The 25,219-nt window shown below is 54.0% G+C and carries 27 protein-coding genes and 1 tRNA gene; 4 read left to right on the top strand and 24 right to left on the bottom strand.

Going from position 1 to position 25,219, the window contains the following annotated elements:
• Positions 1 to 150: 150 nt before the first annotated feature.
• Together cobJ and KBY68_RS02870 are read right to left on the bottom strand one after the other, a co-directional pair.
• Positions 151 to 1,938 (bottom strand): precorrin-3B C(17)-methyltransferase, encoded by a 1,788-nt coding sequence (cobJ, locus tag KBY68_RS02875; RefSeq protein WP_255095823.1) that lies wholly within the window; start codon positions 1,936 to 1,938, stop codon positions 151 to 153.
• Positions 1,938 to 2,948, bottom strand: a complete 1,011-nt coding sequence (locus KBY68_RS02870) for a hypothetical protein (RefSeq protein ID WP_255095822.1) — start codon at positions 2,946 to 2,948, stop codon at positions 1,938 to 1,940. Before KBY68_RS02870 ends, cobJ begins: the two co-directional genes overlap by 1 nt.
• A gap of 369 nt (positions 2,949 to 3,317) precedes the next feature.
• Between KBY68_RS02870 and psaA the strand changes: the two genes are divergently transcribed.
• Together psaA and psaB are read left to right on the top strand one after the other, a co-directional pair.
• On the top strand, positions 3,318 to 5,621 hold the full coding sequence (gene psaA, locus KBY68_RS02865) for a photosystem I core protein PsaA (protein WP_106498644.1): 2,304 nt from the start codon (positions 3,318 to 3,320) through the stop codon (positions 5,619 to 5,621).
• 24 nt (positions 5,622 to 5,645) lie between these two features.
• Positions 5,646 to 7,856 (top strand): photosystem I core protein PsaB, encoded by a 2,211-nt coding sequence (gene psaB, locus KBY68_RS02860; protein ID WP_106498645.1) that lies wholly within the window; start codon positions 5,646 to 5,648, stop codon positions 7,854 to 7,856.
• Positions 7,857 to 7,956: 100 nt separating this feature from the next.
• Here psaB and KBY68_RS02855 read toward each other — a convergent pair whose 3' ends face one another.
• The 6 genes from KBY68_RS02855 to KBY68_RS02830 form a co-directional block, all read right to left on the bottom strand.
• Positions 7,957 to 8,151 (bottom strand): hypothetical protein, encoded by a 195-nt coding sequence (locus tag KBY68_RS02855; protein ID WP_255095821.1) that lies wholly within the window; start codon positions 8,149 to 8,151, stop codon positions 7,957 to 7,959.
• 56 nt (positions 8,152 to 8,207) lie between these two features.
• Complete coding sequence (locus tag KBY68_RS02850) at positions 8,208 to 11,366, bottom strand: efflux RND transporter permease subunit (RefSeq protein WP_255095820.1); 3,159 nt, start codon at positions 11,364 to 11,366, stop codon at positions 8,208 to 8,210.
• Positions 11,367 to 11,411: 45 nt separating this feature from the next.
• The gene (locus KBY68_RS02845; RefSeq protein WP_106498648.1) at positions 11,412 to 11,903 is read right to left on the bottom strand and encodes a photosystem I reaction center subunit XI; all 492 of its coding nucleotides are present in this window, start codon (positions 11,901 to 11,903) and stop codon (positions 11,412 to 11,414) included.
• Position 11,904: 1 nt separating this feature from the next.
• Positions 11,905 to 12,021, bottom strand: coding sequence for a photosystem I reaction center subunit VIII (locus KBY68_RS02840; RefSeq protein ID WP_106498649.1), 117 nt, complete (start codon positions 12,019 to 12,021; stop codon positions 11,905 to 11,907).
• A 106-nt stretch (positions 12,022 to 12,127) separates the two neighbouring features.
• Positions 12,128 to 13,108, bottom strand: a complete 981-nt coding sequence (locus tag KBY68_RS02835) for a glycosyltransferase family 2 protein (RefSeq protein WP_255095819.1) — start codon at positions 13,106 to 13,108, stop codon at positions 12,128 to 12,130.
• Positions 13,089 to 13,838: a C40 family peptidase gene (locus tag KBY68_RS02830; protein ID WP_255095818.1), complete on the bottom strand. Its 750-nt coding sequence runs from the start codon at positions 13,836 to 13,838 to the stop codon at positions 13,089 to 13,091. Before KBY68_RS02830 ends, KBY68_RS02835 begins: the two co-directional genes overlap by 20 nt.
• A 17-nt stretch (positions 13,839 to 13,855) precedes the next feature.
• Here KBY68_RS02830 and KBY68_RS02825 point away from each other — a divergent pair, with 17 nt between their 5' ends.
• Positions 13,856 to 14,782 (top strand): serine hydrolase, encoded by a 927-nt coding sequence (locus KBY68_RS02825; protein WP_255095817.1) that lies wholly within the window; start codon positions 13,856 to 13,858, stop codon positions 14,780 to 14,782.
• 27 nt (positions 14,783 to 14,809) lie between these two features.
• Here KBY68_RS02825 and KBY68_RS02820 read toward each other — a convergent pair.
• Together KBY68_RS02820 and alr are read right to left on the bottom strand one after the other, a co-directional pair.
• A tRNA-Ser gene (locus KBY68_RS02820) sits at positions 14,810 to 14,898 on the bottom strand.
• A gap of 18 nt (positions 14,899 to 14,916) precedes the next feature.
• Entirely contained in the window at positions 14,917 to 16,065 is a 1,149-nt protein-coding gene (alr, locus tag KBY68_RS02815; RefSeq protein WP_255095816.1) for an alanine racemase, read from the bottom strand.
• 49 nt (positions 16,066 to 16,114) lie between these two features.
• Between alr and KBY68_RS02810 the strand changes: the two genes are divergently transcribed.
• Positions 16,115 to 16,612 (top strand): HNH endonuclease, encoded by a 498-nt coding sequence (locus KBY68_RS02810; RefSeq protein ID WP_106498653.1) that lies wholly within the window; start codon positions 16,115 to 16,117, stop codon positions 16,610 to 16,612.
• Position 16,613: 1 nt separating this feature from the next.
• On the opposite strand, the gene prfA is transcribed toward KBY68_RS02810, so the two are convergent.
• The 14 genes from prfA to rpsE form a co-directional block, all read right to left on the bottom strand.
• The gene (gene prfA, locus KBY68_RS02805) at positions 16,614 to 17,708 is read right to left on the bottom strand and encodes a peptide chain release factor 1 (protein WP_106498654.1); all 1,095 of its coding nucleotides are present in this window, start codon (positions 17,706 to 17,708) and stop codon (positions 16,614 to 16,616) included.
• A 23-nt stretch (positions 17,709 to 17,731) separates the two neighbouring features.
• Positions 17,732 to 17,965 carry a 50S ribosomal protein L31 gene (gene rpmE, locus KBY68_RS02800; RefSeq protein WP_106498655.1) on the bottom strand — a complete coding sequence of 78 codons (234 nt, stop codon included), beginning with the start codon at positions 17,963 to 17,965 and terminating at the stop codon, positions 17,732 to 17,734.
• An 8-nt stretch (positions 17,966 to 17,973) separates the two neighbouring features.
• Positions 17,974 to 18,381, bottom strand: coding sequence for a 30S ribosomal protein S9 (gene rpsI / locus KBY68_RS02795; protein ID WP_106498656.1), 408 nt, complete (start codon positions 18,379 to 18,381; stop codon positions 17,974 to 17,976).
• On the bottom strand, positions 18,378 to 18,830 hold the full coding sequence (gene rplM / locus KBY68_RS02790) for a 50S ribosomal protein L13 (protein ID WP_106498657.1): 453 nt from the start codon (positions 18,828 to 18,830) through the stop codon (positions 18,378 to 18,380). The genes rpsI and rplM overlap by 4 nt, the downstream gene beginning before the upstream one ends.
• Before the next feature lie 18 nt (positions 18,831 to 18,848).
• Positions 18,849 to 19,745 carry a tRNA pseudouridine(38-40) synthase TruA gene (gene truA, locus KBY68_RS02785; RefSeq protein ID WP_255095815.1) on the bottom strand — a complete coding sequence of 299 codons (897 nt, stop codon included), beginning with the start codon at positions 19,743 to 19,745 and terminating at the stop codon, positions 18,849 to 18,851.
• Positions 19,742 to 20,092 (bottom strand): 50S ribosomal protein L17, encoded by a 351-nt coding sequence (gene rplQ, locus KBY68_RS02780; protein ID WP_106498659.1) that lies wholly within the window; start codon positions 20,090 to 20,092, stop codon positions 19,742 to 19,744. The genes truA and rplQ overlap by 4 nt, the downstream gene beginning before the upstream one ends.
• A gap of 24 nt (positions 20,093 to 20,116) precedes the next feature.
• Positions 20,117 to 21,055 (bottom strand): DNA-directed RNA polymerase subunit alpha, encoded by a 939-nt coding sequence (locus KBY68_RS02775; RefSeq protein WP_106498660.1) that lies wholly within the window; start codon positions 21,053 to 21,055, stop codon positions 20,117 to 20,119.
• A 49-nt stretch (positions 21,056 to 21,104) separates the two neighbouring features.
• A complete protein-coding gene (gene rpsK / locus KBY68_RS02770; protein WP_106498661.1) occupies positions 21,105 to 21,497 on the bottom strand; it encodes a 30S ribosomal protein S11 in 393 nt (130 codons plus the stop codon).
• A gap of 120 nt (positions 21,498 to 21,617) precedes the next feature.
• Entirely contained in the window at positions 21,618 to 21,983 is a 366-nt protein-coding gene (gene rpsM, locus KBY68_RS02765; protein WP_106498662.1) for a 30S ribosomal protein S13, read from the bottom strand.
• Positions 21,984 to 22,049: 66 nt separating this feature from the next.
• Entirely contained in the window at positions 22,050 to 22,163 is a 114-nt protein-coding gene (gene rpmJ / locus KBY68_RS02760; protein ID WP_048018126.1) for a 50S ribosomal protein L36, read from the bottom strand.
• Between the two features lie 34 nt (positions 22,164 to 22,197).
• A complete protein-coding gene (locus tag KBY68_RS02755) occupies positions 22,198 to 22,752 on the bottom strand; it encodes an adenylate kinase (RefSeq protein WP_106498663.1) in 555 nt (184 codons plus the stop codon).
• Positions 22,749 to 24,068: a preprotein translocase subunit SecY gene (secY, locus tag KBY68_RS02750; protein WP_106498664.1), complete on the bottom strand. Its 1,320-nt coding sequence runs from the start codon at positions 24,066 to 24,068 to the stop codon at positions 22,749 to 22,751. The genes KBY68_RS02755 and secY overlap by 4 nt, the downstream gene beginning before the upstream one ends.
• 31 nt (positions 24,069 to 24,099) lie before the next feature.
• Positions 24,100 to 24,552 (bottom strand): 50S ribosomal protein L15, encoded by a 453-nt coding sequence (gene rplO / locus KBY68_RS02745; RefSeq protein ID WP_106498665.1) that lies wholly within the window; start codon positions 24,550 to 24,552, stop codon positions 24,100 to 24,102.
• 10 nt (positions 24,553 to 24,562) lie between these two features.
• Positions 24,563 to 25,210, bottom strand: coding sequence for a 30S ribosomal protein S5 (rpsE, locus tag KBY68_RS02740; protein WP_106498666.1), 648 nt, complete (start codon positions 25,208 to 25,210; stop codon positions 24,563 to 24,565).
• Positions 25,211 to 25,219: the final 9 nt, after the last annotated feature.

Below are 25,219 nucleotides of genomic sequence, written 5' to 3'. Positions count from 1 at the left end.
TGCGTGATCAGGCAGACGCGGTGTTGTTTCTTGAGAGCTCCGCATGGGCGTTCGGGAGGGGGAAGAGCCACAGCCATAAACCCAAAGGCAATTGTTTGAAATAATTCAGGCTCTGCTAATCGAATAATTAAATAACAAATAATCTACGAACTAACTCAATTCAGCTCCGGGATAACCCCTGGGGGTTGCCATCATGCCAGCTGCAACTTTTGTGCTGCTATTACCAACTAATACCAAGCTAAACATGTCTACCTGTTCAACAGGTAATTCAGCTAATTGGTGCAGGCTGATTGATTCTTCTGGCCTTGAAAGTTGGCGGCAGATTGCCACTGGTGTTGTGGGGGCTCGCTGCTCAAGCAGCAATTCAATGGCTCGAGCCAGTTGCCAGGAGCGCCCCTGGGAGCGGGGGTTATATAAAGCCACCACAAAATCACCATTTGCGGCTGCCCCTAGGCGTTTTTCAATCAGGGCCCAAGGGGTAAGCCTGTCGCTGAGGCTGATTGTGCAGAGATCATGCATTAGTGGTGCCCCTAGGCGGGCCGCGGCCATCTGAAATGCGGAGATGCCAGGGTGAACGATGAATTCGGGCCGTTCCTGCTCCCCTAAAACAAGCCATTCCTCAAGGGCAAGGCCTGCCATGCCATACATGCCACTGTCGCCACTTGAAATCAGCGCCACTGATGTGCCCCCACAGGCCAAGTTCAAGGCCTGGCGGCAGCGCTGCCTTTCCAGGGTTAATTGGCCCTCCAGCCGAATTTGATCTTTGCGGCGTAGGGGTTCTAAAAGATCTAGGTACAAGCCGTAGCCAACCCAAACCTGGCTTGCAGCGAGGGCGCTGCGGGCAGCCGCTGTTAGTTGTTCAATGGAGCCGGGTCCTGCCCCCACCAGATGCAAAGCACCCTGTTGTGGTGCCCAGCCCGCGGCGGCCTTGGCGACAGCAACGGTTACGGCCCCTTCTCCGGGGGCGCCATGGAAAATCGCCTTAGGTTTGATCAATTCAGCGCCGGGGCCTGCTGCCGCCAGGGCAGCCGCTTCCGCCACACTGGCTGTGCCCACCTCCTTTGCCACCACGGCAGACGGGTTTGGCACTTTGATTGGAGCGAGCGCTTCGGCAGAAAAAAAGCGCAATGGCCAGCTACGCCCAGCTGCCAAGGCAAGTAGGGCTGGTTCATCTGCTTTTAGATCAAGGCTGGCCACACCAGCTATGGCTGCTTCTGCCAAATTTGCTTCCTTAAAAACCTGGGCTACTGCCTTTTGCAACAGCAATAGGTTGCTATTTCGTTCACAACCAATACCAAGCCAAAGCACCGCTGGATGCCAGCGGCAGCCAGGGCCGAGCTTTGCGCTAATCAGCAACTCAGCTTGGCTATCGCTTTCAGCAATTTGCATTGGCACACCACTGGCCTTAAGGCTCTCCAGGGCTAAGGGGTTGCCTGAATCCTGGGAAATAAGCACCACCTGGTTGCGCGCCGTTTGTTTCATCAGTTCATCCCAGGCACCTTGGCCTTTTTGCCAACCCCAGCTGGCACCCCAGCTATCCAAGGCAATTCGGCCGTTGCTACTGCTGAAACCAGTGAATACAACTTTTGCTTTCAGCAGTGGCGCAACACGATTGGCGTGGCGATCACCGCCGGCGCCATGGCCCCCTAACAGAGGAATTAACAGTTCACCACTGCCATCAATTAGTAATACTGCGGGATCACTATTTTTACTTTTTAATAATGGTGAAACCAGGCGAATTAAAGCGCCAGCAGCCATGGCACCCAGCAGTAATTCAATATCGGGCCAGAGCTTGTTTAATTCACTGCTGGCTTGCAGTTGCGGCCGATTTGGATTGAGTAGGTGCTCGGGCACCAGGATTGCTTGCAGTTCGCCGCAGAGCAGCAAAGGCTCCAGCTGGCTGAGGCCAGCTTGGCTGGCACAGATACCAAGTTGCATCAACTCTCTTCCCCATTTTCAACTGCTTCTGGCTCAACTACAGGTTCAGGTTCAACTACCGGTTCAGGCTCAACTACAAGTTCAACCACTGGTTCAGGTGCAACCACCGGTTCCGGTTTTGCTGATTGGTAGTTGGGATTTAGCAATGCTTCCAATTCTTCCGGCTGCAATTGGTTTTTAAACATTGCTGGCGGCGCCACGCTGCGAGGCGGCACCTTCAGTTCTTGCATCAAACTATTGAATGGCGCCCCTAGGGGCGTGCCATTGCCATCAAGCAACTCAAGGCCCAAGGCATGGCTGCCGGGATCTAGGGGGGCAAGCCATAGGGGGTCTTCCTGCTGCAGAAGGCTTGCGGCTCCATCAAGGCTTAGCCGCAGGCGCCAATGGGCATCATCTGGTTTCAAATTTTGTAGGGGAGCATCAACAAGGAACCAATTGATTGGCACCGGGTAGCCAGCTGCCAATTGGGGTGAAGGCACTGCCACAAGCTGGGGGCTGTTTGGGGCTGGCAATGCTTGGGGGTTGGCCGCTAGCCGCTGAAAACGCCAGTTTCCCCTTGCCTTTCGATTGGCCACTGCCTCGCCCCAGGGCAAAGCGGCATAGGCACTGAGCCGGTGGCTGCCAGGGGTTAGTGCAGCCATGGGGATTTCGATGCTGTTAGTACCAGAGGGAGCTTCGAAGATCCTGATCGGTGCCTCGTTGTCTTGTTGAATCACCAGGTGGGGCCCCGGCCCAAAATCGTTGCTTTGTACCAGGGGCCAATCGCTTAGGCGCAATTTCAGGGTCCAGGGACCATCGGGCAAGAGGCTGCCATCGCTTGGGCTTAGCAGTTCCAACTGCGGCTGGCGTTGGCCAAGGGCTTTGCTCAATTGTTGGGCGGCTCCCGGAGGGGCAACTTCCTGTAAATCGCTTGCGAATACAGGCTGTATTGAGCTAAGTCCCAGGCTTAGGCCGAGGGCGATTAGCACTATTGCCCCGATCAAGCGGGCGCGCAAGGCTTGAAGGTGCAAGAGCAGGCGGCCCAATTTGGCAAACAGGTTGACGCTATTCCAGTGAAGCGCAGTTAATGCACCGATTAATCACATGATTCAAACGGGGCAATTACCCCTTAAATGTGTTTATCAACTCCAAAAAATAAAAGCTTTTTGTTGTTATTTTGCTTAGTAAAAACCCCTGTCCCCCACAGGGATTGAACCTTTGTAACTGCATTGCAAACAGGCCGCTTTTGATGCGTATACTCAAAAAAGCGGTCCCCCAAGCTGGGGCCCGTTACCCAGTGCTAGCAGGGGTTTTGCCCTTGTTTTTTCTGGGATTTTGTGCCCCAGCGGCCTTGGGTTTTTCCCCTTGGCCTCCGACCCCAACCCTCGAGGAACGTCTCGATGACCATCAGCCCACCAGAACGTGGGAGTAAAGCGAAGGCAATGGTCGACCGGAACCCCGTACCTGTCGATTTCGACACGCTCGGCAAGCCCGGACATTTCGATCGAGCCCTTGCTAAAGGCCCCAAAACCACAACCTGGATTTGGAACCTCCACTCTCGCGCTCACGACTTCGACAGTCACACCAGTGATCTTGAAGAGGTTTCCCGCAAGATCTTCAGCGCTCACTTCGGCCACTTGGCCGTGATCTTTATTTGGTTGAGCGGCGCCTTCTTCCACGGAGCGCGTTTCTCCAACTACTCCGGCTGGTTAGCCGATCCCCTGCACGTCAAACCGAGTGCCCAGGTGGTTTGGCCAATTTTTGGCCAGGAGATCCTTAACGGCGACATGGGTGCTGGATTCCACGGCATCCAGATGACCTCCGGCCTTTTCCATGTTTGGCGCGCCTGGGGTTTCACCAATGAAACCCAGCTACTGGCTACCGCCATTGGCGCTCTTGTGATGGCTGGCCTGATGCTCAATGCAGGCGTTTTCCACTACCACAAGGCAGCACCAAAGCTGGAGTGGTTCCAAAACGTTGAGTCGATGCTCAACCACCACTTGGCTGGTTTGCTTGGGTTGGGATCCCTTTCCTGGACAGGACACCTGATTCATGTGTCCCTGCCCACCACCCTGTTGATGGATGCCATCGATGCGGGGCAACCCCTCAGTCTTGATGGCAAAACCATTGCCTCAGTGGCTGATATTCCCCTGCCCCACGCTTTCCTGAATCAGGATTTGTTGGGTCAGTTGTATCCAGGTATTAAGGAAGGCATTGGTGCTTTCTTTACCGGTAACTGGGCTGCCTACAGCGATTTCCTCACCTTTAAGGGTGGCCTGAATCCTGTAACCGGCAGCCTTTGGATGACAGACATCGCCCATCACCACTTGGCGATTGCGGTTCTGTTCATCGTTGCTGGCCACATGTATAGAACCAACTGGGGCATTGGCCACAGCATCAAGGAGATCCTTGAGGGCCAGAAGGGTGATCCCCTCCTGTTCCCAGCTAGCCGTGGTCACGATGGTTTGTTTGAGTTCATGACCAACTCCTGGCATGCCCAGTTGGCTGTGAACTTGGCGATGCTTGGTTCCTTAACCATCATCGTTGCCCAGCACATGTATGCGATGCCTCCATATCCATATATAGGTATCGATTACCCAACGCAGCTGTCGATATTTACTCACCACATGTGGATTGGTGGTTTCCTCATCGTTGGTGCTGGGGCCCATGCTTCCATCGCCATGGTGCGCGACTACGACCCCGCCAAGCATGTGGACAACGTGCTTGATCGGGTACTCAAGGCCCGTGATGCCCTGATCAGCCACCTCAATTGGGTGTGCATCTGGTTGGGCTTCCATAGCTTTGGCTTGTATATCCACAACGACACCATGCGTGCTTTGGGGCGTCCCCAAGACATGTTTAGTGATTCAGCAATTCAGCTGCGTCCGGTATTTGCCCAGTGGATTCAAGGCCTGCATGCGGCAGCAGCGGGCACCACTGCCCCCAACGCCCTTGCCAGCGTGAGCGAAGTGTTCAATGGCACGGTGATAGCGGTGGGCAACAAGATTGCGGTGGGGCCAATCCCCCTAGGCACCGCTGATTTCATGGTGCACCACATCCATGCCTTCACGATTCACGTGACGGTGTTGATCCTGCTCAAGGGCGTGCTTTATAGCCGTAGTTCACGCTTGGTTCCAGACAAAGCAAACCTCGGTTTTGCCTTCCCCTGCGATGGCCCCGGCCGTGGCGGTACCTGTCAGGTTTCCGGTTGGGACCATGTGTTCCTTGGCCTGTTCTGGATGTACAACTCCCTCTCGATCGTGATCTTCCACTTCTCTTGGAAGATGCAAAGCGACGTTTGGGGAACCGTTAATGCAAACGGCACCATTCAGCACATCACCAACGGCAACTTTGCCCAAAGTGCCCTCACCATTAATGGCTGGTTGCGTGATTTCCTGTGGGCCCAAGCCTCCCAGGTGATCAACAGCTACGGCTCAGCCACCAGTGCCTATGGCCTGATGTTCCTGGGCGCCCACTTCATCTGGGCATTCAGCCTGATGTTCCTGTTCAGCGGCCGCGGCTATTGGCAGGAATTGATTGAGTCCATCGTTTGGGCTCACAACAAGCTCAAGGTTGCTCCGGCTATCCAGCCCCGTGCCCTGAGCATTCTTCAAGGCCGTGCGGTTGGCGTTGCCCACTACTTGTTAGGCGGCATCGTTACCACTTGGTCCTTCTTCTTGGCCCGCATCATCGCGGTGGGCTGACTTACCCCCTTCTGACCTCATCCAATGGCAACGAAATTTCCTTCGTTTAGCCAGGGTCTGGCCCAGGACCCCACCACCCGCCGCATTTGGTACGGCATTGCCACGGCTCACGATTTCGAGAGCCACGACGGCATGACCGAGGAGAAGCTTTACCAAAAGCTCTTCTCCACCCACTTCGGACATTTGGCCATCATTGGCCTCTGGGTGTCGGGAAACCTGTTCCATATCGCCTGGCAAGGCAACTTTGAGCAGTGGGTTACAGATCCCCTGCATATCCGTCCCATCGCCCATGCGATTTGGGATCCCCACTTCGGTCAAGGCGCCATCGATGCCTTTACCCAAGCGGGTGCCTCATCCCCGGTAAACATTGCCTATTCCGGTTTGTACCACTGGTGGTACACCATTGGAATGCGCAGCAATGCCGAGCTGTATCAAGGTTCCATCTTCATGATGATCCTCTCGGCTTGGGCTTTATTTGCCGGTTGGCTCCATCTCCAGCCAAAATTCCGCCCCTCCTTGGCGTGGTTTAAAAACGCTGAATCAAGGCTCAATCACCACCTTGCGGTGCTGTTTGGCTTTAGTTCAATCGCCTGGACCGGTCACCTGGTTCACGTGGCCATTCCAGAAGCCCGCGGTCAACACGTTGGTTGGGACAACTTCCTCACCACGCTTCCCCACCCAGCCGGTCTTGGACCCTTCTTCACCGGCAATTGGGGTGTTTATGCCGAAAATCCAGATGGCATGAACCAAATCTTCGGTAGTTCCGAAGGAGCTGGCACAGCGATCCTCACCTTCCTCGGTGGTTTTCACCCCCAGAGTGAAGCCCTGTGGCTCACTGATATCGCCCACCACCATTTGGCTATCGGTTGCATCTTTGTGATCGCTGGCCACATGTACCGCACCAATTTCGGCATCGGTCACTCGATTCGCGAAATTCTTGAAGCCCACAATCCCCCCCAGGGCACCCCAGGCAACTTGGGCGCCGGCCATAAGGGCCTCTACGACACGATTAATAACTCGCTGCACTTCCAGCTTGGTTTGGCCTTGGCATCCCTAGGTGTGATCACCAGTTTGGTGGCGCAACACATGTATGCCATGCCCTCCTATGCCTTCATCGCGAGGGACTACACAACCCAGGCAGCCCTGTATACCCACCACCAATACATCGCCATCTTCTTGATGTGCGGTGCCTTTGCCCACGGTGCGATCTTCTTCATTCGTGATTACGACCCTGAAGCCAATAAGAACAATGTTCTGGCTCGGATGCTTGATCACAAAGAAGCAATCATTAGTCACCTCAGCTGGGTATCTCTTTTCCTTGGTTTCCATACCCTTGGCCTCTACGTTCATAACGACGTAGTAGTTGCCTTCGGTACCCCTGAAAAGCAGATCTTGGTGGAGCCGGTTTTCGCCCAGTTTGTGCAGGCTGCTTCCGGTAAGGCCATGTATGGCATGGATGTGCTGCTCTCTAATGCGGGCAGCGCCGCCAGCCATGCAAATGCGGCCTACATGGGTGGTTGGATGAATGCAATCAACTCACCTAATACCGATCTGTTCCTGCCGATCGGCCCTGGTGATTTCCTTGTGCACCACGCAATTGCCCTCGGACTTCACACCACAACGCTCATACTTGTGAAGGGTGCCCTTGATGCCAGGGGTTCCAAGCTGATGCCCGACAAAAAGGACTTCGGCTATTCCTTCCCCTGTGATGGCCCCGGCCGTGGCGGCACCTGCGACATCTCAGCCTGGGATTCCTTCTATCTAGCTGTTTTCTGGGCCTTGAATACCGTTGGTTGGGTTACTTTCTATTGGCACTGGAAACACCTTGCTATTTGGCAGGGAAATGTGGCCCAGTTCAATGAATCAAGCACCTATCTGATGGGATGGTTCCGTGATTACCTGTGGCTTAATAGCTCCCAGTTGATCAATGGCTACAACCCCATGGGTTCAAATAATCTCGCCGTTTGGGCTTGGATGTTCCTGTTTGGTCACCTTGTGTGGGCAACCGGTTTCATGTTCCTGATCTCTTGGCGTGGTTATTGGCAGGAGCTGATTGAAACCATCGTTTGGGCCCATCAACGCACTCCCCTCGCCAACTTGGTGGGCTGGCGTGATAAGCCCGTAGCCCTATCTATCGTGCAGGCTCGGGTGGTTGGTTTGGCTCATTTCACCATTGGTTATATCCTCACCTACGCTGCATTCTTGATTGCATCAACTGCAAGTAAGTTTGGATAGTTGCTACTACCATTCTGATTAATCATTCTGATTGATCTCAAACCTCCGCCGCAGCGGAGGTTTTTTTATGCCTTTATTTATATCCCTTTCTCAGTATCTTTTATTTATTTAGGCATTCCATATCAGTTTTATGTTCATTGATTAAATGCTGCTTGAGCTGATCGCAAATGAAGCCCGCTGCCTCCTCTGCCTTCATCCCGCCACCAATAAGGCGTCTAAATAGAACCGAAGCGGCAGCCCGCAGGGTACTTTCTTCAAATTTCAAGTGATCAGGCAGCTTTTTTGGTGCTTTCATTTGCTTGGAGCTATCTAACTTGATCCTGCCAAATCAAAGCCCGCCTAAACCATTTCTTAACCAGTATTTTTTTTGCCCCTCAGCTCCCACTGTTTAACAATTTCATAGATCACCGGCAGTACAAATAAACTTAAGCTTGTGGAAACAAGCAAACCGCTAAAAACCACGGTGCCAATGCTTGCCCTGCTGGCAGCCCCTGCGCCCCTAGCAAGCACAAGTGGTAGGAACCCTGCCAGTGAAGCCACTGCAGTGAGCAGGATTGGCCGCAATCTCAAGGCAGCTGCTTCCCTAATTGCCACTTCCACTGCTTTGCCCTCACGCAGTTTTTGATTGGCAAATTCAACGATCAAAATCCCGTTTTTTGCCGCGAGGCTAATCAGCACCAAAATTCCCACTTGGCCATACACATCAAGAAAAAATCCCCTGCTGGCAAGCCCAATCACCACGCCAAGTAAACCCAAAGGCACGGTGATTAGAATCACCAATGGATCGATTGCACTTTCATAAAGCGCTGCCAGCAGTAGATACACCACTGCTAAACCAAGCCCAAATAAACCCCAGGTGCTGCCACTGGCTTTTTGTTCTTCCCGGGTAAGACCTGTGAAGTTCAATTCAGTGATGGGGCTATTGCGCTGGGCCTGCACCTGTTGCACCAGTTCAATTGCTTGGCCACTGCTGATGCCTGCTTTGGGCAAGGCTTGGATTGCTATGGAACGGCTTTGTTCGCTGTGGTTGATGCTTGTGGGTCCATAGGCCTGCTCAAGGCGCACCAAGCTGGAAACCGGGATTAATTCACCCTTGCGATTGCGCACCATTAAACGCAGCACATCCTCTGGTTTGCTGCGGTCTTCAGCTTCCAACTGAATCAGGATGCGGCGCACCCTGCCGTCTTCAAAGGTGTCGTTCACATAACTGCTGCCAAAACTTTCGCCCAACACGGCCACCAGATCTTGCAGGTTCACACCAACGGCCGCCATTCTTTCGCGATTAGGCACCACCTGTAGGGCGGGTGAATCTGGATTAAATCGAGTGCTTACCCTTTCAAATTTGCCAGTGGCTTCCGCTTTACGGATAAAGTCTTGCGCCTCCTCCCCAAAGGCGCCAAGGCTTAGGCCGCCTGCACTCACATCCAATAATTCGAGTTCAAGCCCACCTTCTGATCCAAATCCCCGCACCGGCGGTGGCTGGCTGAGATTTACCCGGCCGCTTCCCTTTAATGCTTTGCGTAGGGGCAGATTTAGTTTCTCAATAACCGCAGCCGTGCTTTGTTCTTTGCCGTAGCCCCTTTTATCCAATGGCTGTAGCCGTAGAAAAAATACACCTTTATTTGAAGCGCTATCACCAAATGAACGGCCTGCATAGAAATTACCAACGCGTATTAATGGTTCTTTCTCAACTACTTTACGGATTTGCTCCATCGCTTTTTCCGTACGTTTTAGGGAAGCACCTTCAGGCAGAACAAGCACACCACGGATTTGACCATCGTCTTCTTGGGGAATGAAGCCAGTGGGAATACTCTTAACGCCAATGCCGGTAATTAGCAGGCCCGCAAATAAACCAATAACAACAAAACGCCGCTGCCTCAAGGCGAATTCCAATGCTTTCTGGTATGGATTTTGTAAACTAAGCAGCCATTTTTCGCAGCGTTTTATGAAATTTTGTACAGGTAGAAGTTGTTTGGGAGCTGCCCCGAATTTTTGTGAAAGTATTAGCGTAGATGCAACTGGTGTGAAGGTGAGTGCGTTGAGCATTGAGATTAAAATTGAACTGCCAATTACCACTGCGATCGGTTGATATAGTTTTCCTACGGAGCCAGGCATTAGTAATACCGGCAGAAATACCACCACTAAAACCAGTGATGTGGCAATTACGGCACCGCTAAGTTCCCGCATCGTATTAGCTGCCGCTTGGCTTGGCGTCTCCCCTTGATCGATGCGTCTGCCAATGTCTTCGCTAACAACAATTGCATCATCAACTACCACCCCAGATGCCAAAACAAGGCCGAATAGGGTGAGGGTGTTAATAGAGCCATCCATGCCCCGCAATAAAATAAAGCTGCCAAACAATGAAACCGGAACTGCGATGGCTGTTATCACAGCTAGGCGCCAATTCCCTAAGCCTAATAGTAAAACTAAAAACACCAGTAGAACCGCATCCCTAAGGGCATCAACGGCGTGATGGATGTTTTCGCGAACGTTATCTGCCACATCTACAATCGTTTGTATCTGAAGCCCTGGCGGCACATCAGCGCGCACTTGATCTAAAAGTTGTTGCACCGCTTCACTTAATTCCAGGGCGTTGCTGCCATCCCTTTGATATATGGAAAGGGCAACGGTTGCCTCACCTTTTAAGTTGCGGGCGCTGCTGCTGTAGTTCTCATCCCCCAGGCTAACTCTGCCTAAATCCTTCAACCTAACGCTATTGCCATCAGCTAAAGGAGCAACGATTAGATTTTCGAGTTCGGTTTGGCTGCGCAGGCGGCCCTCCATGCGCAGGGGGAGGTTGTATTGCTGGCGATCAGGGCTTGGCGCATCACCCACCTGCCCCAGTGCCGCTAATACATTTTCTTTTTGTAATGCGGCGCTAACGTCGTTGATTGTGAGGCGGTAGCGATTTAATTGTTGTGGATTAAGCCAGAGCCGATAGGCAAGATTGCCGCTGCCGGTGAGTGTAACTTCGCCAATTCCTGGAAGCCTTAATAGGGGATCGCGCAGGTAGCGATCTACCCAGCTACTGATGAATTGCTGGCTATATATTTTACTTTTATCGCTAAAACTAAGCACCATGAGCAAATCGGTGCTGGTGCGCCTCACCTGCAAACCTTGGCGAATTACCGATTGCGGTAATTGGCGTGTAACGAGGTTTGCTTCGTTTTGAACATTGATTTGATTTAGTTCTGAGCTGCGACGATCATCTGCAACTCCCTCACTAAAAGTGAGTTCAACACTTGCCCCATTGGCGGTGCTGGAGGAGCGAATCGATTCAAGCCGCTCCAGGCTGTTCAGCTGGCGTTCCAGCAGGGTTGTTACACCCTGCTCAACCACCTCAGCGCCAGCGCCAGGGTAATTGGCCCTAACGGTTACTTTGCTGGGGGCGATGGGGGGCAGGTTTTCCACCTGCATGCCCAAAAGGCTCAGCACCCCAGCAAGTACCACGAGCACGCTGAGCACCAAGGTGAGCAGCGGTCGCTTTAAAAACGGATCAGAAACCGACATCAGCAGGAATGCCTGCGGTGGTTAACCGATCTTGTCAGTTTTTGCTTAACCCACGCTCCAAACACCACCGGCAATATTCACCAGAGGTGAAACCAGGGTGGTGCCAGCTAAGAACCAAGCAAAGGCTGCACCACCGCAGCCGCCTAGCCAAAAACCACTGGCAAATTCCGCCCAACCCGCTTTGGTGAACAGGTCTGCGGGGGGATTGTCAATGGTGGCATCAGGGGGCTGCACGTTTGGTCCCCTGCCGGCGGTGCCGTAGATGGAGAGGCAAACCGTGAGGATTGAAACCAAACCAACGGCGGCTAGTAAACCAGCGGTGGCGGCGTAATCGGTGTTGCGGAGTGGGCCGCAAATGCTGAAGGGTCCGTAGAGGAAGAAGCCATGGGCCATCCCCACTTCCAAGCCCCTGCGATTAGGGGAAAGGGAAGGGCGATAGGCAGGCAGGGCATTCAGGAAGGCCTTCGTGAACCAGCTGCTATTTACCGGTGTGGCCAGATTGCCGACGCAGGGGTCGGCCACGGGGGTAACAGTCATCTCAGTCGCGAGCCTCAATCACATTGAAAAGCAGAGCCATAACCACTGCAGGCAAGCCGATTCCCACCAGTGGAATGAACACTGAGGGCATCCAGGCTGCGGCAAATTCTCCCGTCATTGGTTGAAAACACCTGTCAGGACATCAGGAGCCGAGGCTCCAGCCATCGGACTGTACGGAGCTCTATTGCCCAGGTTCGCTGGCTTGCCATGGGCGTCATAAAAGTTCAACCTGCGGCACCCCTCAAGGTGGCTCTAATCCGATAAATAGGGCGTCCTTGGCTTTCGTGGTAGGTGCGCATCATTAGTTCCCCCAGAAGGCCAAAGCAAAAAAGTTGCACCCCTGCCAGCAGTAGCAACACGCAAAGGGTGAGCAGGGGGCGGTTGCCAATGTTGTTGCCCAAGAGCTTTTCGGCCACCAACACCAAACCCATGAGGCTGCCTGCTGCAATTGCAAGTAATCCCCAGAAGCCAAAAACATGCATGGGCCTTGTGAGGAAGCGCTTCATGAACCACACCGTGAGCAAATCCATCAGCACCCGAAAGGTTCTATCGATGCCGTATTTGCTTTTGCCATAACGGCGGGGTTGATGGTTCACCTTCAGTTCTGTAATCCGAGCCCCTTCAATTGAGGCCAGGGCCGGCAGAAAGCGATGCAATTCACCGTAGAGATTCATGTCGGCTAACACTTCACGGCGATAGGCCTTTAGGGAGCAGCCGTAGTCGTGGAGCCGCACATCGGTAACGGAAGCAATCAATCGGTTAGCCAGTTTTGAGGGCAGAAGGCGGCTAAGGGCAGCATCTTGACGTTGATGGCGCCAGCCGCTCACCAGATCAAAACCCTCCCGTAATTTCTGCAACATCAGTGGGATATCGGCTGGGTCGTTTTGAAGATCACCATCGAGGGTAACGATCTCTTCCCCTTGGCTTGCATCAAAACCAGCAGCCATTGCCGCTGTTTGGCCATAGTTGCGCCGCAGTAATACGGCCACCAATTCAGGGGTGGTTTTGCTGAGTTGGCTTAGAACTTTTGCGGTGCCATCGCTGGAGCCGTCGTCTACTAAAACCAGTTCAAATGGTTCGCCAAAACCCCGCATGGTGCCAAGCAATTGGGCAACTAGTAGGGGCAGGCTCTCCTCTTCATTGAAAAGGGGTATCACCACGGAAATGGTCACGGCCGGCGGATGTTCAGGGGAGATGGCTGCCATCGTGGCAGCGCTGCACTCTGCCAGCACCCCGTAATTCAGCCCTGTAATGGCAGGCAACAGGGTGCTTATCGCTAGCCCATAACGCATCGATGCCGATGCCATTGCGGCCATGGCTGGCCCCAGAGCTGTGCAGGTATCTGCCCTCGCCTAGGTGCAAACCCACATGGCTGCAGCGTTGGGGGCTGCCAAAAAAGATCAGATCACCTGGCTTTAAGAGGCTTAAGCAATTTGAATTAACAGCTATGGCTTGGCAAAAACGTTCCTGTTGATAGGCATCCCTTGGAATCCAAACACCGAGATCGGCAAATAAACGTTGAACAATGCCCGAACAATCAAAGTTGGGGCCGAGGCTGCCTCCCCATAGGTAATTGTTTGGCACAGCCATTGCCGCCATTGCATTTGTGAGCAATTGAGGCATCAGGGCATCAATTGCCGCTGCATCTAGAAGCCTGGGGCGATGGGCCGGGCAGCTAACCCCATTGCCAAGCAATTGCTGGGGATCAATCCAGCCGCGATAGCCATCTTCCTCTAGTTGCACCAGGCGGCGCTTCTCTTGGGCTGGTTCCGCCAGCAACTGCAAGCGGCGGCCTGGCCATGCCTGGGTGGCTAAACCCATGCCCCTGGGGGAGCTGTAGAGGTTTAAGGGGAGAGTTAGTTGCCAGCGGCTAAGGGGTAGCAGCAGCTCTGGCGTTGCCGCAAGATTTTCGGGCAGGGCGTTTAGGGTCGCCATTGCGGTGTGCTGATGCAATGGCGTTCTACAGCCAGGATCCAAATCTGGGGGAACTGCTGGCGGCCAATTTGGCTGAGCTAACAGAGCAAACCTCTGCTGATCTGAGTGAACTGAGTGTTACTTGGTTGGTTTATTCCAGCTCTCCCCTTGATTTAGCAGCTTCCATAAGTGAGGCGGATTTTTGGCAAATGCCCCAGGCTGGAGCCAGCCACCTTGGCCGGCAGCTTCGCTACCCAGCAAGTGTGGTGAAGCTTTTTTATGCCGCTGCTGTTGAAAGTTGGTTGGCCCGGGATCTATTGCTGGAAGGCGCTGAATTACGCCGTGCCTTTGGGGCGATGTTGCGTGATTCCAGCAACGATGCCACTTCCCTTGTGGTTGACCTACTCACAGGCACCAGCAGCGGCTCGGAGTTACCAGCTGATCCATTCAATAGTTGGGCCCGCCAGCGCCAACTAATTAATCAATGGTTTGAAGGCTTGGCATGGCCGGAATGGGAGGGTTGCAATGTTTGTCAAAAAACCTGGACCGATGGCCCCTATGGCCGAGAACAAAAGTTTTATGGCAGCAATAAAGAAAATCGCAACCGCCTTAATACAGATGTAACGGCCCGTTTATTGCATGGGGTGATCGCTGGCGCTTGGCAATCACCATTAGCGAGTGCCCGAATTCGTGCTGCTTTGAGCCGCAGCCTTGATAAATCTGAACGCCTCAGCGATCCCGAAAATCAAGTGGATGGTTTTTTTGGTGAAGGCTTAGCTGAAGGCAGTTGCCTGTGGAGCAAAGCCGGGTGGATGAGCAAAGCGCGCCATGATGCGGCCTATTGCGAAGTACCAGATTGCGCTCCATTTCTGCTGGTTGCCTTTAGTGAAGGCAGCAGTTGGGCAGCGGATAACCAATTTTTGCCTGCTTTGGCGCGCAGGCTCAGTGAATCCCTAAAGAGATAAATCTGCTCTAGGTTTTTTTAGTGGGAACGGAGAGGGAGGGATTCGAACCCTCGACAAGAGTTGCCCCCTGTAACTCCTTAGCAGGGAGCCGCTTTCAACCGCTCAGCCACCTCTCCAGCGGTATTTGCAGCTTATCAGTGCTCCTGGCTGGAGGGCAGCCGCGGTAGGCGGTGATTAAAGCTGCAAAGTATTTCCCAGGGAATTGTGCCACAGGCTTCACTCCAAATTTCAGGGCCGATTTGGTCGTTTTCCCCCTGCCCCAGCAGGGTTACCACCTCCCCCTCCTGCAGGCTGGGTAGGTCGGTGGCATCGATCACCATTTGATCCATGGTGATGTTGCCAACTTGGGGTAGGCGTTGGCCTTTGGCCATTACATGCATGCGTCCAGATAGCAACCGGGCCACACCATCGGCATAGCCAATGCCTAAAACGGCCAGGCGACTGGGGCGTTTTGTAATGAAGCGATGGCCATAGCTCACCCCAACACCGCTTGGCACTTCCCTGATCAGGGTTACCCGGGCCCGCACACTCATCGCAGCTTGCAGGTTTAGTTTCTGGCTTAGGTGGGCAGCGGGTGCATGGCCGTAGATCGCGAGCCCAACCCGCACTTGGTTGTAGTGCAAGCTGCGATCAGCCAAGGTGGCGGCCGAATTAGCCAGGTGGAAAAAACCAGGCCTTTGTTGAATGTCACCTAGCTGTTTTAAAACCCGCTCAAAGCGTTGCTTTTGTAAATCGGTTTGGCTGCTGCCGGCTTGATCAGCATCAGCCAGATGGGAATACAAACCATGCAGTTCCAGATCAGCCATGGCGCCTAGGGCTTGCCATAAATCCGGCCCCTCCTGCCATGGGGCGCCAAGACGGGCCATGCCCGTATCAAGCTTGAGTTGAACGGCAAGGGCGGTGCCTGCAGTTGCTGCCACCTGGTTTGCCACCTGCGCTTGGCGGAGGCAGCTGATGGTGGGCATCAATTGCCAATAGAGGCAACAGCGAAATTCCTCAGGCTCGAGCAGATTGCCCAGCACCAACACAGGCTGCTTGATACCGGCTTGACGCAGTTCAATGGCCTCGGCGAGGGTTGCAACGCCAAAGCTGCTGGCACCACCTTTAAGGGCCGCCTGGGCCACTGTTACTGCCCCATGGCCATAGCCATCGGCTTTTACCACTGCCATCAACTGGCAATCAGCTGCGAGCGAGGCGATTATGCGGCTTGTGTTTTGAGTGATCGCTTCCCGGTTGATTTCCACCCAGGCCCGTTGCTGGGGACCATGCATCACGAGCGACATTGATGGGGGTCGATGTTTCGTTAGCATGAACGCACCCAGGGCGCATTGCGTGGGCCACGTTCTCGTTCTCAATGCGTCCTACGAGCCGCTCAATATCACCAGTTGGCGCAGGGCGGTGGTGATGGTGCTTAAGGGAAAGGCGGAGGGGCTCGAACATGAACAGCGAACCCTGCGCCAAGACTTTTTATCGCCCACCGTTATTCGATTAAGGCAATTTGTGCGGGTTCCCTTTAAGGAATTACCACTAACACGCCGCAATGTTTTCCAACGCGATCACCACACCTGTCAATATTGTGGATATAAAGGTGAGCAATTATCAATTGATCATGTAATTCCCCGCAGCCGCGGCGGCCAAGACACTTGGGAAAATGTGATAACTGCCTGCATCCGTTGCAATGTAAGAAAAGGCAGCCGCACCCCGAAGGAAGCCGACATGCCTATGGGTTCAGTGCCGCGCCGGCCAGTGAGCACTCTCTATTTCGAAGCAACCCGTCAAATACGCAATGGCCGTAGAGAAGAATGGCGTAAATATGTGATCGGTGCTTGAGTTAATTGTGATTGTGGGCAAGCTCTTCTAACTGTTTTTGTTGATCGGCATGAATGCAGGCACCAATAACTTCAGCTAGTTGACCCTGAAGCACTGTTTCCAATGGAAAATTACGCCCCAGGCGATGGTCGGTAGTGCGGTTGTCTTTGTAGTTGTAGGTGCGGATTTTTTCACTGCGATCGCCACTACCAACTTGTGCCCTGCGGGCTGAGCTTTCAGCATTTGCAGCTGCTTCCATCTCCAAAGCTAATAATTTGGCCCTTAATATTTCTAAGGCCCGCTCTCTATTTTGCATTTGCGAACGCTCTTGGGTGCAAAATACTCTGATGCCGCTTGGTTTATGAAATAGGTCGATGGCAGTTTCTACTTTGTTTACATTTTGGCCGCCAGCACCACCGGAGCGGGCGGTGCTTATTTCTAAATCTTTAGGGTCTAGTTGAACATCAACAGGATCTGCCTCTGGCATTACCGCAACGGTGGCGGTTGATGTGTGCACCCTGCCTTGGGATTCAGTAGCTGGCACCCGTTGCACCCTATGAACACCGGCTTCATATTTCAGCTGGCTAAATACTCCATCGCCACGAATTGCCAAAATAAGCTCTTTAAAGCCACCAAGTTCTGCTTCTGAAGTGCTCACAGGTTGCACCTGCCAGCCTTCAGTTTGAGCAAAGCGTTCATACATCCTGGCTAGATCACCTGCCCATAGGGCAGCTTCATCACCGCCGGCACCAGCCCTAATTTCAAGCATCACACTGCGTTCATCGCGGGGATCGCTTGGTAATAGTGCTAGGCGTAGTTTTTCTTCAAGTAATAAACGATCTGTTTCTAAATTTTGAATTTCTTCTTGGGCCAGTAATTCCATTTCGGCATCACCCCTTGATTCCCGCAGCATTTCCTTTGCCTGCAGGCTTTGCTTGGTGATGTTTTGCAGCTGATGGTAATCAAGCACCAGGGGTTCCAGCTTGGAACGCTCCCTTGCAAGTTTCAGTAGTTGCTGCGGATCAGCCGCCACGCTGGGATCAGCCAGTTGGCGTTCAAGGGCTTCAAAGGTGCGACAGGTGGCTTCGAGCCGATCGGTCACGAAGGAGCTGTCCAAAACAGGCGGAACTCAGGATGTGATCAGGTTTCTTTTGGCGCATCATTAACGCCGCCCATGCCGTATTTGCGCATGAAGCGATCAACGCGGCCCTCGGTGTCAAGGATTTTTTGCGTACCGGTGTAGAAGGGGTGGTTGCCACTCCACACATCCACATGTAGTTCAGGAGAAGTGGAGCCTGTGGTCATAACCACCTCTCCATTGCAGATCACCTTGGCATCTGGATACCAGGTTGGATGAATATCGGCCTTTGGCATGGCTGTGTTTAGCGTTTGGAGAATTGAGGTGCTTTACGGGCTTTCTTCAGGCCGTATTTACGACGTTCCTTAGCGCGAGGATCACGGCTGAGGTGACCTTCACTTTTAAGTGGTTTGCGGTTGTCGGGAGACAGATCGCACAAGGCCCTGGCCGCCCCCTGCTTGATGGCATCGGCTTGGCCGGTTAAACCGCCGCCACGAACATTCACCAGAATGTCGTATTCCTTAGCCAGGCCGAGGGTTTCCAACGGTGCCCGAACGGAACTGATGTAGGTGGGGTTGTAGTTGAGGTAGTTATCGCCGGGGCGGCCATTGATGGTGATGGTGCCACTACCAGGAACTACCCGCACACGGGCAACTGCGGTTTTGCGGCGACCTGTGCCCCAATACACAACTGGCTTATTGCTTAATGTCATTTGAGGGTTGCGGCGGGATTGAGCTCAAGGGGTTTTGGTAACTGGGCAGCGTGGGGATGCTCAGTGCCCTTATAAACCTTCAGTTTGCGAAACAACTGACGGCCTAAGGCGTTGTGGGGGAGCATTCCTTTAATGGCTGTTTCCACAATCCTTTCAGGAATGCGCCCTTGGAGGGCAGAGAAGGTTTCCACCTTCATGCCACCGGGCCTGCCGGAATGGCGGCGATATACCTTTTGGCTGGATTTATTGCCTGTAACCTTCACCTTCTCGGCGTTGATCACAATCACGAAATCACCAGCATCCAGGTGAGGCGTGAAGGTGGGCTTGTTTTTGCCGCGCAATACCTGGGCTACCTCACTGGCGAGGCGGCCGAGGCACTTATTTTCCGCGTCAACCACATACCAGTGGCGTTCGAGGGATGCAATGGAGGGGACTACTGTTTTGTTCATCGCGCCGGCAGGCCGGAATCACGGGGTTTGCCCTGCTATGCAGGATCTGGTGGATAAGGAGCTTGAGTTGAGCCTGGCAACAGGCGGCGGTTCGGAAGTCTCCAGCCGATACCGCGGTAGACAATCGTACCATGCAGCTAAGGGAAATATTGGCTGCGGGTAACCAACCCTAAGAAGGCAAAGCCCTTGGGGGGGAGCGGCTTCCTTCACTTCCTGGCGTTGGCATTCCTGCCAGCGCTTGCGAAAGCAGGCTTCGCTGAGGCGACCCTCACCAACCGCCACCAATTGACCCATCAGTAACCGAACCATTCCATATAAAAAGCCTGTGGCTTGGATTTCGATGCTGAGAATGTCACCCTCCCGTTGTAAATCCACCTCCTCTACGGTGGTGCGGCTATGGCTCCTGGAGCTGCCGGCTTTTTGAAAGGCTGCAAAGTCGTGGGTGCCAACAAGTTCGTTTAAGGCCCTGGCCATCGGTTCTGCTTCCAGTTGCCATTGGTAGCGATGCCAACTGAAGGGGGCCAGAAACAGGTTGGGGCGCCTGCTATTTAAAATGGTGTAGCGGTAGCGCCGGTAGCTGGCTGAGAAACAGGCATGCCAAGGGGTGTCTACCACCACTGCAGCACTCACACGAATGCTGGCGGGTAGGCGACCATTTAAGGCAGCGGCCCAGCGATCGGCAGGTATGGGGCCATGGCAATCGAAATGAACCACCTGGCCAGCGGCATGAACACCGGCATCGGTGCGGCCAGCGGCAAAGCTGCGGCCGGTGGGCTCCAATTCCCCTGGCAGAGGATCAAGGTTATTGATTGCTTGCTCAAGGCTGGCTTGCACGGTGGGTTTGCCATCCTGCCTTTGCCAGCCACAAAAATGGCTGCCGTCGTATTGCACACAAAGGGCAATGCGTTGGCTCAAACCAATTCGATAATGGCCATCACAGCGTTGTCACCACGGCGGGGCACGGTGCGGATTATGCGGGTGTAGCCGCCCTTACGGTCGCCATAACGGTCGGCTGCCTTATCAAATAGGGCATGCACCAACTGCTTGTCGTAGATGTAGCCCATGGCCCTACGGCGAGAGGCAAGGCTGCCATCTTTAGCAAGGGTGATCATGCGTTCGGCTTCATCCCGCAGGGCCTTGGCGCGAGCTTTGGTTGTGGTAACGCGACCCTCCCTGATCAATTGGGTAGTGAGGCCCCTAAGCAGGGCTTTGCGTTGGTCGGCGGGGCGTCCCAGCATGGGGACGCGACATTGGTGGCGCATGGTGAGAGGAAATTATGGGTGGATTTAGGCAGGGGTGCGGCTTTGGGGGAGGGAGATGCCAATGCGCTCCAGGGCTTCAATAACTTCGTCTGCCGATTTGGAGCCGAAGTTTTTGATCTCTAGGAGATCTTCATAGCTAAAGCCCATTAAATCTGAAACAGAGTTCACCTGGGCTCGCTTGAGGCAGTTGTAGGCCCGCACTGAAAGATTGAGTTCCTCGAGCGGAATTTGACTTTCAGCTGTTGGTTCAGGTTCCACGCCTGGTTCTTCCACCATGGAAAGGGTGGCCAGCGGTTGGAACAGGGTGATCAGCTGGTTTGCTGCTTGGGCCATGGCGTCGTCTGGGGTGATCGAGCCATTGGTTTGAATCTCAAGCCGCAGCCTTTCCCGGGCGGAACCGCCTTCACCCACAGCGGTTTCATCCACTGTGTAGTTCACCCGGCGAACGGGCATGAACACCGCATCGATCTGAAGAAGATCAAGGGAGGCGGTGTCTTCGCAGCCGCGCTCCACGGGGCGGTAGCCCACGCCACGCTCCACGTGGATTTCCAGCTCGAGGCTATGGCCTTCGGCGATGGTGGCGATTGGCCTTTGGTTATCTACTACCGAAACCTGGGAAGAGAACTGCAGATCAGCAGCAGTTACAAGGGCGGGGCCGTTCATCACCAAGCGGCCGATTTCGGTATCGCGGCTACGGCTGTTGAGGATTAGCTCCTTGCAGTTCAAAAGGATGTCGAGAACATCTTCGCGAACGCCAGGAACCGTGGCGTATTCGTGGTTAACACCACTGATGCGCACTGCAGTAACGGCGGTGCCCTCTAAACCACTCATCAATTCCCTGCGCAGGGAATTGCCAAGGGTGGTGGCTTGGCCCCGATCGAGGGGGCCGATTACGAACACTCCGGTTTGGGAGCGGTCTTCGCCGATCTGGTAGTCGACGCGGTCAATTTGGAACTGCAACACGGCCGGAAGATCTAAAGGGCGAAGGGCGGTTAAAGCAAAACTGAAGCGATCAAACGCGGCGGCGCTTGGCTCGGCGACAGCCGTTATGGGGTAAGGGGGTTACGTCGCGAATCAAGGTGATTTCGAGCCCAGCCACCTGAAGGGCCCGGATGGCCGTTTCCCTACCTGAGCCAGGGCCACGAACCAATACTTCGATTTGACGCATGCCCTGCTCGAGGGCACGGCGACCAGCGGCTTCAGCGGCGGTTTGGGCAGCAAAGGGAGTGCCTTTGCGGGCCCCTTTAAAGCCGCTAGCCCCTGCAGACGACCAGGAAATCACTTCCCCGGCCGTGTCTGTGATCGACACGATCGTGTTATTGAACGTGCTTTGAATGTGGGCAACGCCATTAGGGACATTGCGTTTGGCCTTTTTAGGGCCTGTTTTTTTGGCTGGCTTTGCCATGGTGGTGGGCCTGCTGGTGCAGGAAGGTGATCAAAGAACAGTGGAAGTTCTGGTGACGCAAGGAAAAACCTTTTCCAAGCGGCAGAACTGGTGAAAACAGCAGCAAACAAACAGGAAGAATTACTTCTTCTTGCCGGCCACGGTTTTGCGGGCACCACGGCGGGTGCGGGCATTGGTGCGGGTGCGTTGACCGCGAACAGGCAGACCCATGCGGTGACGACGACCACGCAGGCAACCGATGTCTTGGAGGCGCTTCATCGCCATGCCCTCTTGGCGGCGAAGGTCACCCTCAAGGGTGAAGGTTTCGGCTGCCACCCTCAGTTTCTGGACATCGCTATCGCTCAGATCCTTAACCCGGGTATCCGGATTAACGCCACTCAAGGCAAGGATCTTTTGGGCCCTAGTAAGACCCACGCCATAGATGTAAGTGAGGGAGATCTCCACCCGCTTGTCGCGGGGGATATCTACGCCGATAATCCGAGCCACTGGGGAAATGTTGTAGAGAGTGATGAATTTGAGGCGGGCCCTAGGCCTTGGACCTAGGGGAGGGGGTTAACCCTGGCGCTGCTTGTGCTTTGGGTTGGTGCAGATCACCATGACCCGACCGTGGCGACGAATCACCCGGCATTTGTCGCACATGCGCTTCACTGAGGCGCGCACCTTCATTGGTGTGCTCTCCTATTCACAAACAAAGATCTTATCACGCGGCCTTAAGGGCTTCTTCTACTGCCCTGCCAACTGTTTCAATGCTACCGGTGCTCGGCACGGCATGCAATTGGCCGCGGGCTTGGTAGTAATCAATTAGTGGGGCGGTTTGCTCGCGATAAACCTGCAATCGATGCCGAATCACTGTTTCGTTGTCGTCGGCCCTGCCACGGGCTAATAAACGCTCCACTAATTCATCATCGTTTAATTCCATCAACAACACCTTGTGGAGCGGTTGATTTAATTCAGTTAGCAGTTGATCTAATGCTTCCGCTTGGGGCAGATTGCGGGGGAATCCATCAAGTAGCCATCCCCCCTCGTGGTTGCTGAGCCGGCTGCGCACTATTGCAAGCACTAAGGCATCGCTCACCAACTCACCCCGATTCATGACCGCTTCAGCCTCAAGGCCCAAGGGGCTTGCAGCTTTAACTTCCGCCCGCAGCAGATCACCGGTGGATAGATGGAGCAGTTGGTGGTTTGAGGCGAGCAGTTGGGCCTGGGTTCCTTTGCCCGCTCCGGGGGGGCCAAGAAAAAGCAAGCGAAAACTCATTGGCGCACCATCCCTTCGTAACGCTGGGAAATCACATAGGTTTGCACCTGTTTAGCCGTGTCGATAGCAACACCCACAAGGATTAACAGGGATGTGGCCCCAAGCCCCTGGAAAGTTTTTACATTTGTGGCCCCCTCAACGGCGGCGGGAATAATTGCTACGGCACCGAGGAATAGGCCACCAAGCAGGGTGAGCCTGTTTTGAACCCCACTAAGAAACTTGGCAGTGGCAGTGCCAGGCCGCACACCAGGTACCGCTACACCACCTTTTTTTAGGTTCGTAGCGATGTCTTGGGGATTAAGGGTGAGGGTGGCATAGAAGAAGGAAAAGCCGCAAATCAGGCCAAAAAACACCAATGCATATACCCATGGGGTACTGCTGTTTGGATTTAGGTAGCCAGCAACCTTGATAAGCAATTCACTTTTTGTGAGATTTGCCACGGTTAGGGGTAGAAATATCACGGCAGAGGCAAAGATGATTGGCATCACTCCACCGGCATTTAATTTCAGGGGTAGGTAGCTTTGCCTTTCCGGCAACATTGCACCGCTACCAACCTGGCGTTTCGCACTAACTATGGGTATGCGTCTGCTGCCCTCTTGAACAGAAACAATCCCTAAAATCGTAATTATGAAAATAACTACCAGTACAAGAATGCCAGCGATCGTGCCTCGATCTCCGCTTTGAGCCAGCTCAACGGTTGAACCGAGGGCCTTGGGCAAAGTGGCAACGATGTTTAGAAAGATCACCAGGGAGGCGCCTTGGCCAATGCCCCGTTCGGTAATTACCTCTGAGATCCACATCACCACCATTGAACCCGTAACCAGGGCAAGGGCTGTTTGCACCACAAATACAGTTGGTGAAACCGATTCCACGGCATAGGGCCGCAGTATCAAAGCAAAAACCACGCTTTGCAAAATGCCCCAGCCAAGGGCTACGTAACGGGTGATTTGGGCAATTTTGCGCCGGCCAGCCTCACCTTCATTTTTTTGGAGATCTTCAAGGCTGGGTAGGGATGCAGTAAGCAACTGCAGGATGATCGAGGCGTTGATGAAAGGCAGAATGCCTAGGGCGAAAATCCCTAAAGATGAAATACCACCACCGGTAAAGATGTCGAGGAAACCAATCAGCTGACCACCCTGCTGGATGAATTGCTGAAAGGCCACACGATCAATCCCTGGCATTGGGATATAGATGCCAAGCCTCACTAACACCAAAAGACCAAGGGTTGTGAGAACACGATCCCTCAAACTTTTGGCTTGAATCAACTGGGTGATTACTTCCCCAGCGCTTGGGGTGCGACCCCTACTAACAACCATGGATCGGTGGACGCAGGAGGTGAATAATCAATTAGTCGATCAGTTCGCAACTACCGCCAGCGGCTTCGATCTTTTCCCGGGCGGTGGCGGTGAAAGCGGCAGCCCGAACGGTGAGTTTTACCTTTAGTTCACCGTTGCCAAGCACCTTAAGGGGATGCTTAGGACTGGTGAGGATCCCGGCTTCCTCTAAAGACTCGCGCGTAACAACCGTACCGGCTTTTAACTGGGCCAACTTGCCCACATTGAGCACTGTGAAAAAGGTGGGGTTAACCAGGGTGAAATGCTTGAGCTTTGGCACCCGGCGATAAAGGGGCATTTGCCCACCTTCAAATCCGGGCCTGGTGGGGCGACCGGATCTGGATTTTTGACCGCGCATGCCAAAACCACAGCTGGCGCCTTGGCCGGCGGCGATGCCGCGACCTTTGCGCAATTTGCGGCGGCGGGAGCCTTTTTGTGGCTGGAGGGTTTGAAGAGTTAGGGACATGGCTATGGGGTTAGGAGTAGATCTGCTCTAGGGGAATACCGCGCTCTTTGGCGGTGTCTTGGTGGGTGCGCAACCCGCGAAGGGCCACCATGGTTGCCCGGGCATTGTTGAGCGGCGTTTTGCTGCCTAGGCGCTTAGCAAGAACGTTCTTAACCCCAGCCAATTCCAACACCGTGCGGATTGATCCGCCTGCAATTACTCCGGTACCAGGGGCTGCGGGACGCATCAAAACACTGGCTGCACCATCACAACCAGTTCCCATGGTGGGTATGGAGTTGTGACGGGTGAGGGGCACCTTAACCAGATGCTTTTTGCCATCGGCAACGCCTTTCTTAACGGCACCAATCACATCACCGGCTTTGCCAACGCCAACGCCCACTTGGCCCTTTTCGTTGCCAACTACAACGATGGCCCGGAAGCTCATTTTTTTACCGCCTTTAACGGTTTTAGAAACGCGGCGGATTTGAACAACCCGTTCCTGCCATTCGGAATCGCGTTCTTGATCTCTGCGGTTGCCGCGCCTCTCCCCGCGGCCGCGGCGCTCACCGCCACCACCTTGGCGGCCGCCACGGCGATCGCCCTGCCCATCGGCAGCGGCGGGAACATCAGCGGCGCCGGGAATGTCCTGGGCCTGGATCTGGTCGTTGGATTCAGTCATGTTTTCGCA

This window comes from Synechococcus lacustris Maggiore-St4-Slac (assembly GCF_024345595.1).
Taxonomy (GTDB): domain Bacteria; phylum Cyanobacteriota; class Cyanobacteriia; order PCC-6307; family Cyanobiaceae; genus Synechococcus_D; species Synechococcus_D lacustris.
Note: the sequence above shows the minus strand (reverse complement) of the source record. Positions and strands in the feature narration are given on the sequence as shown.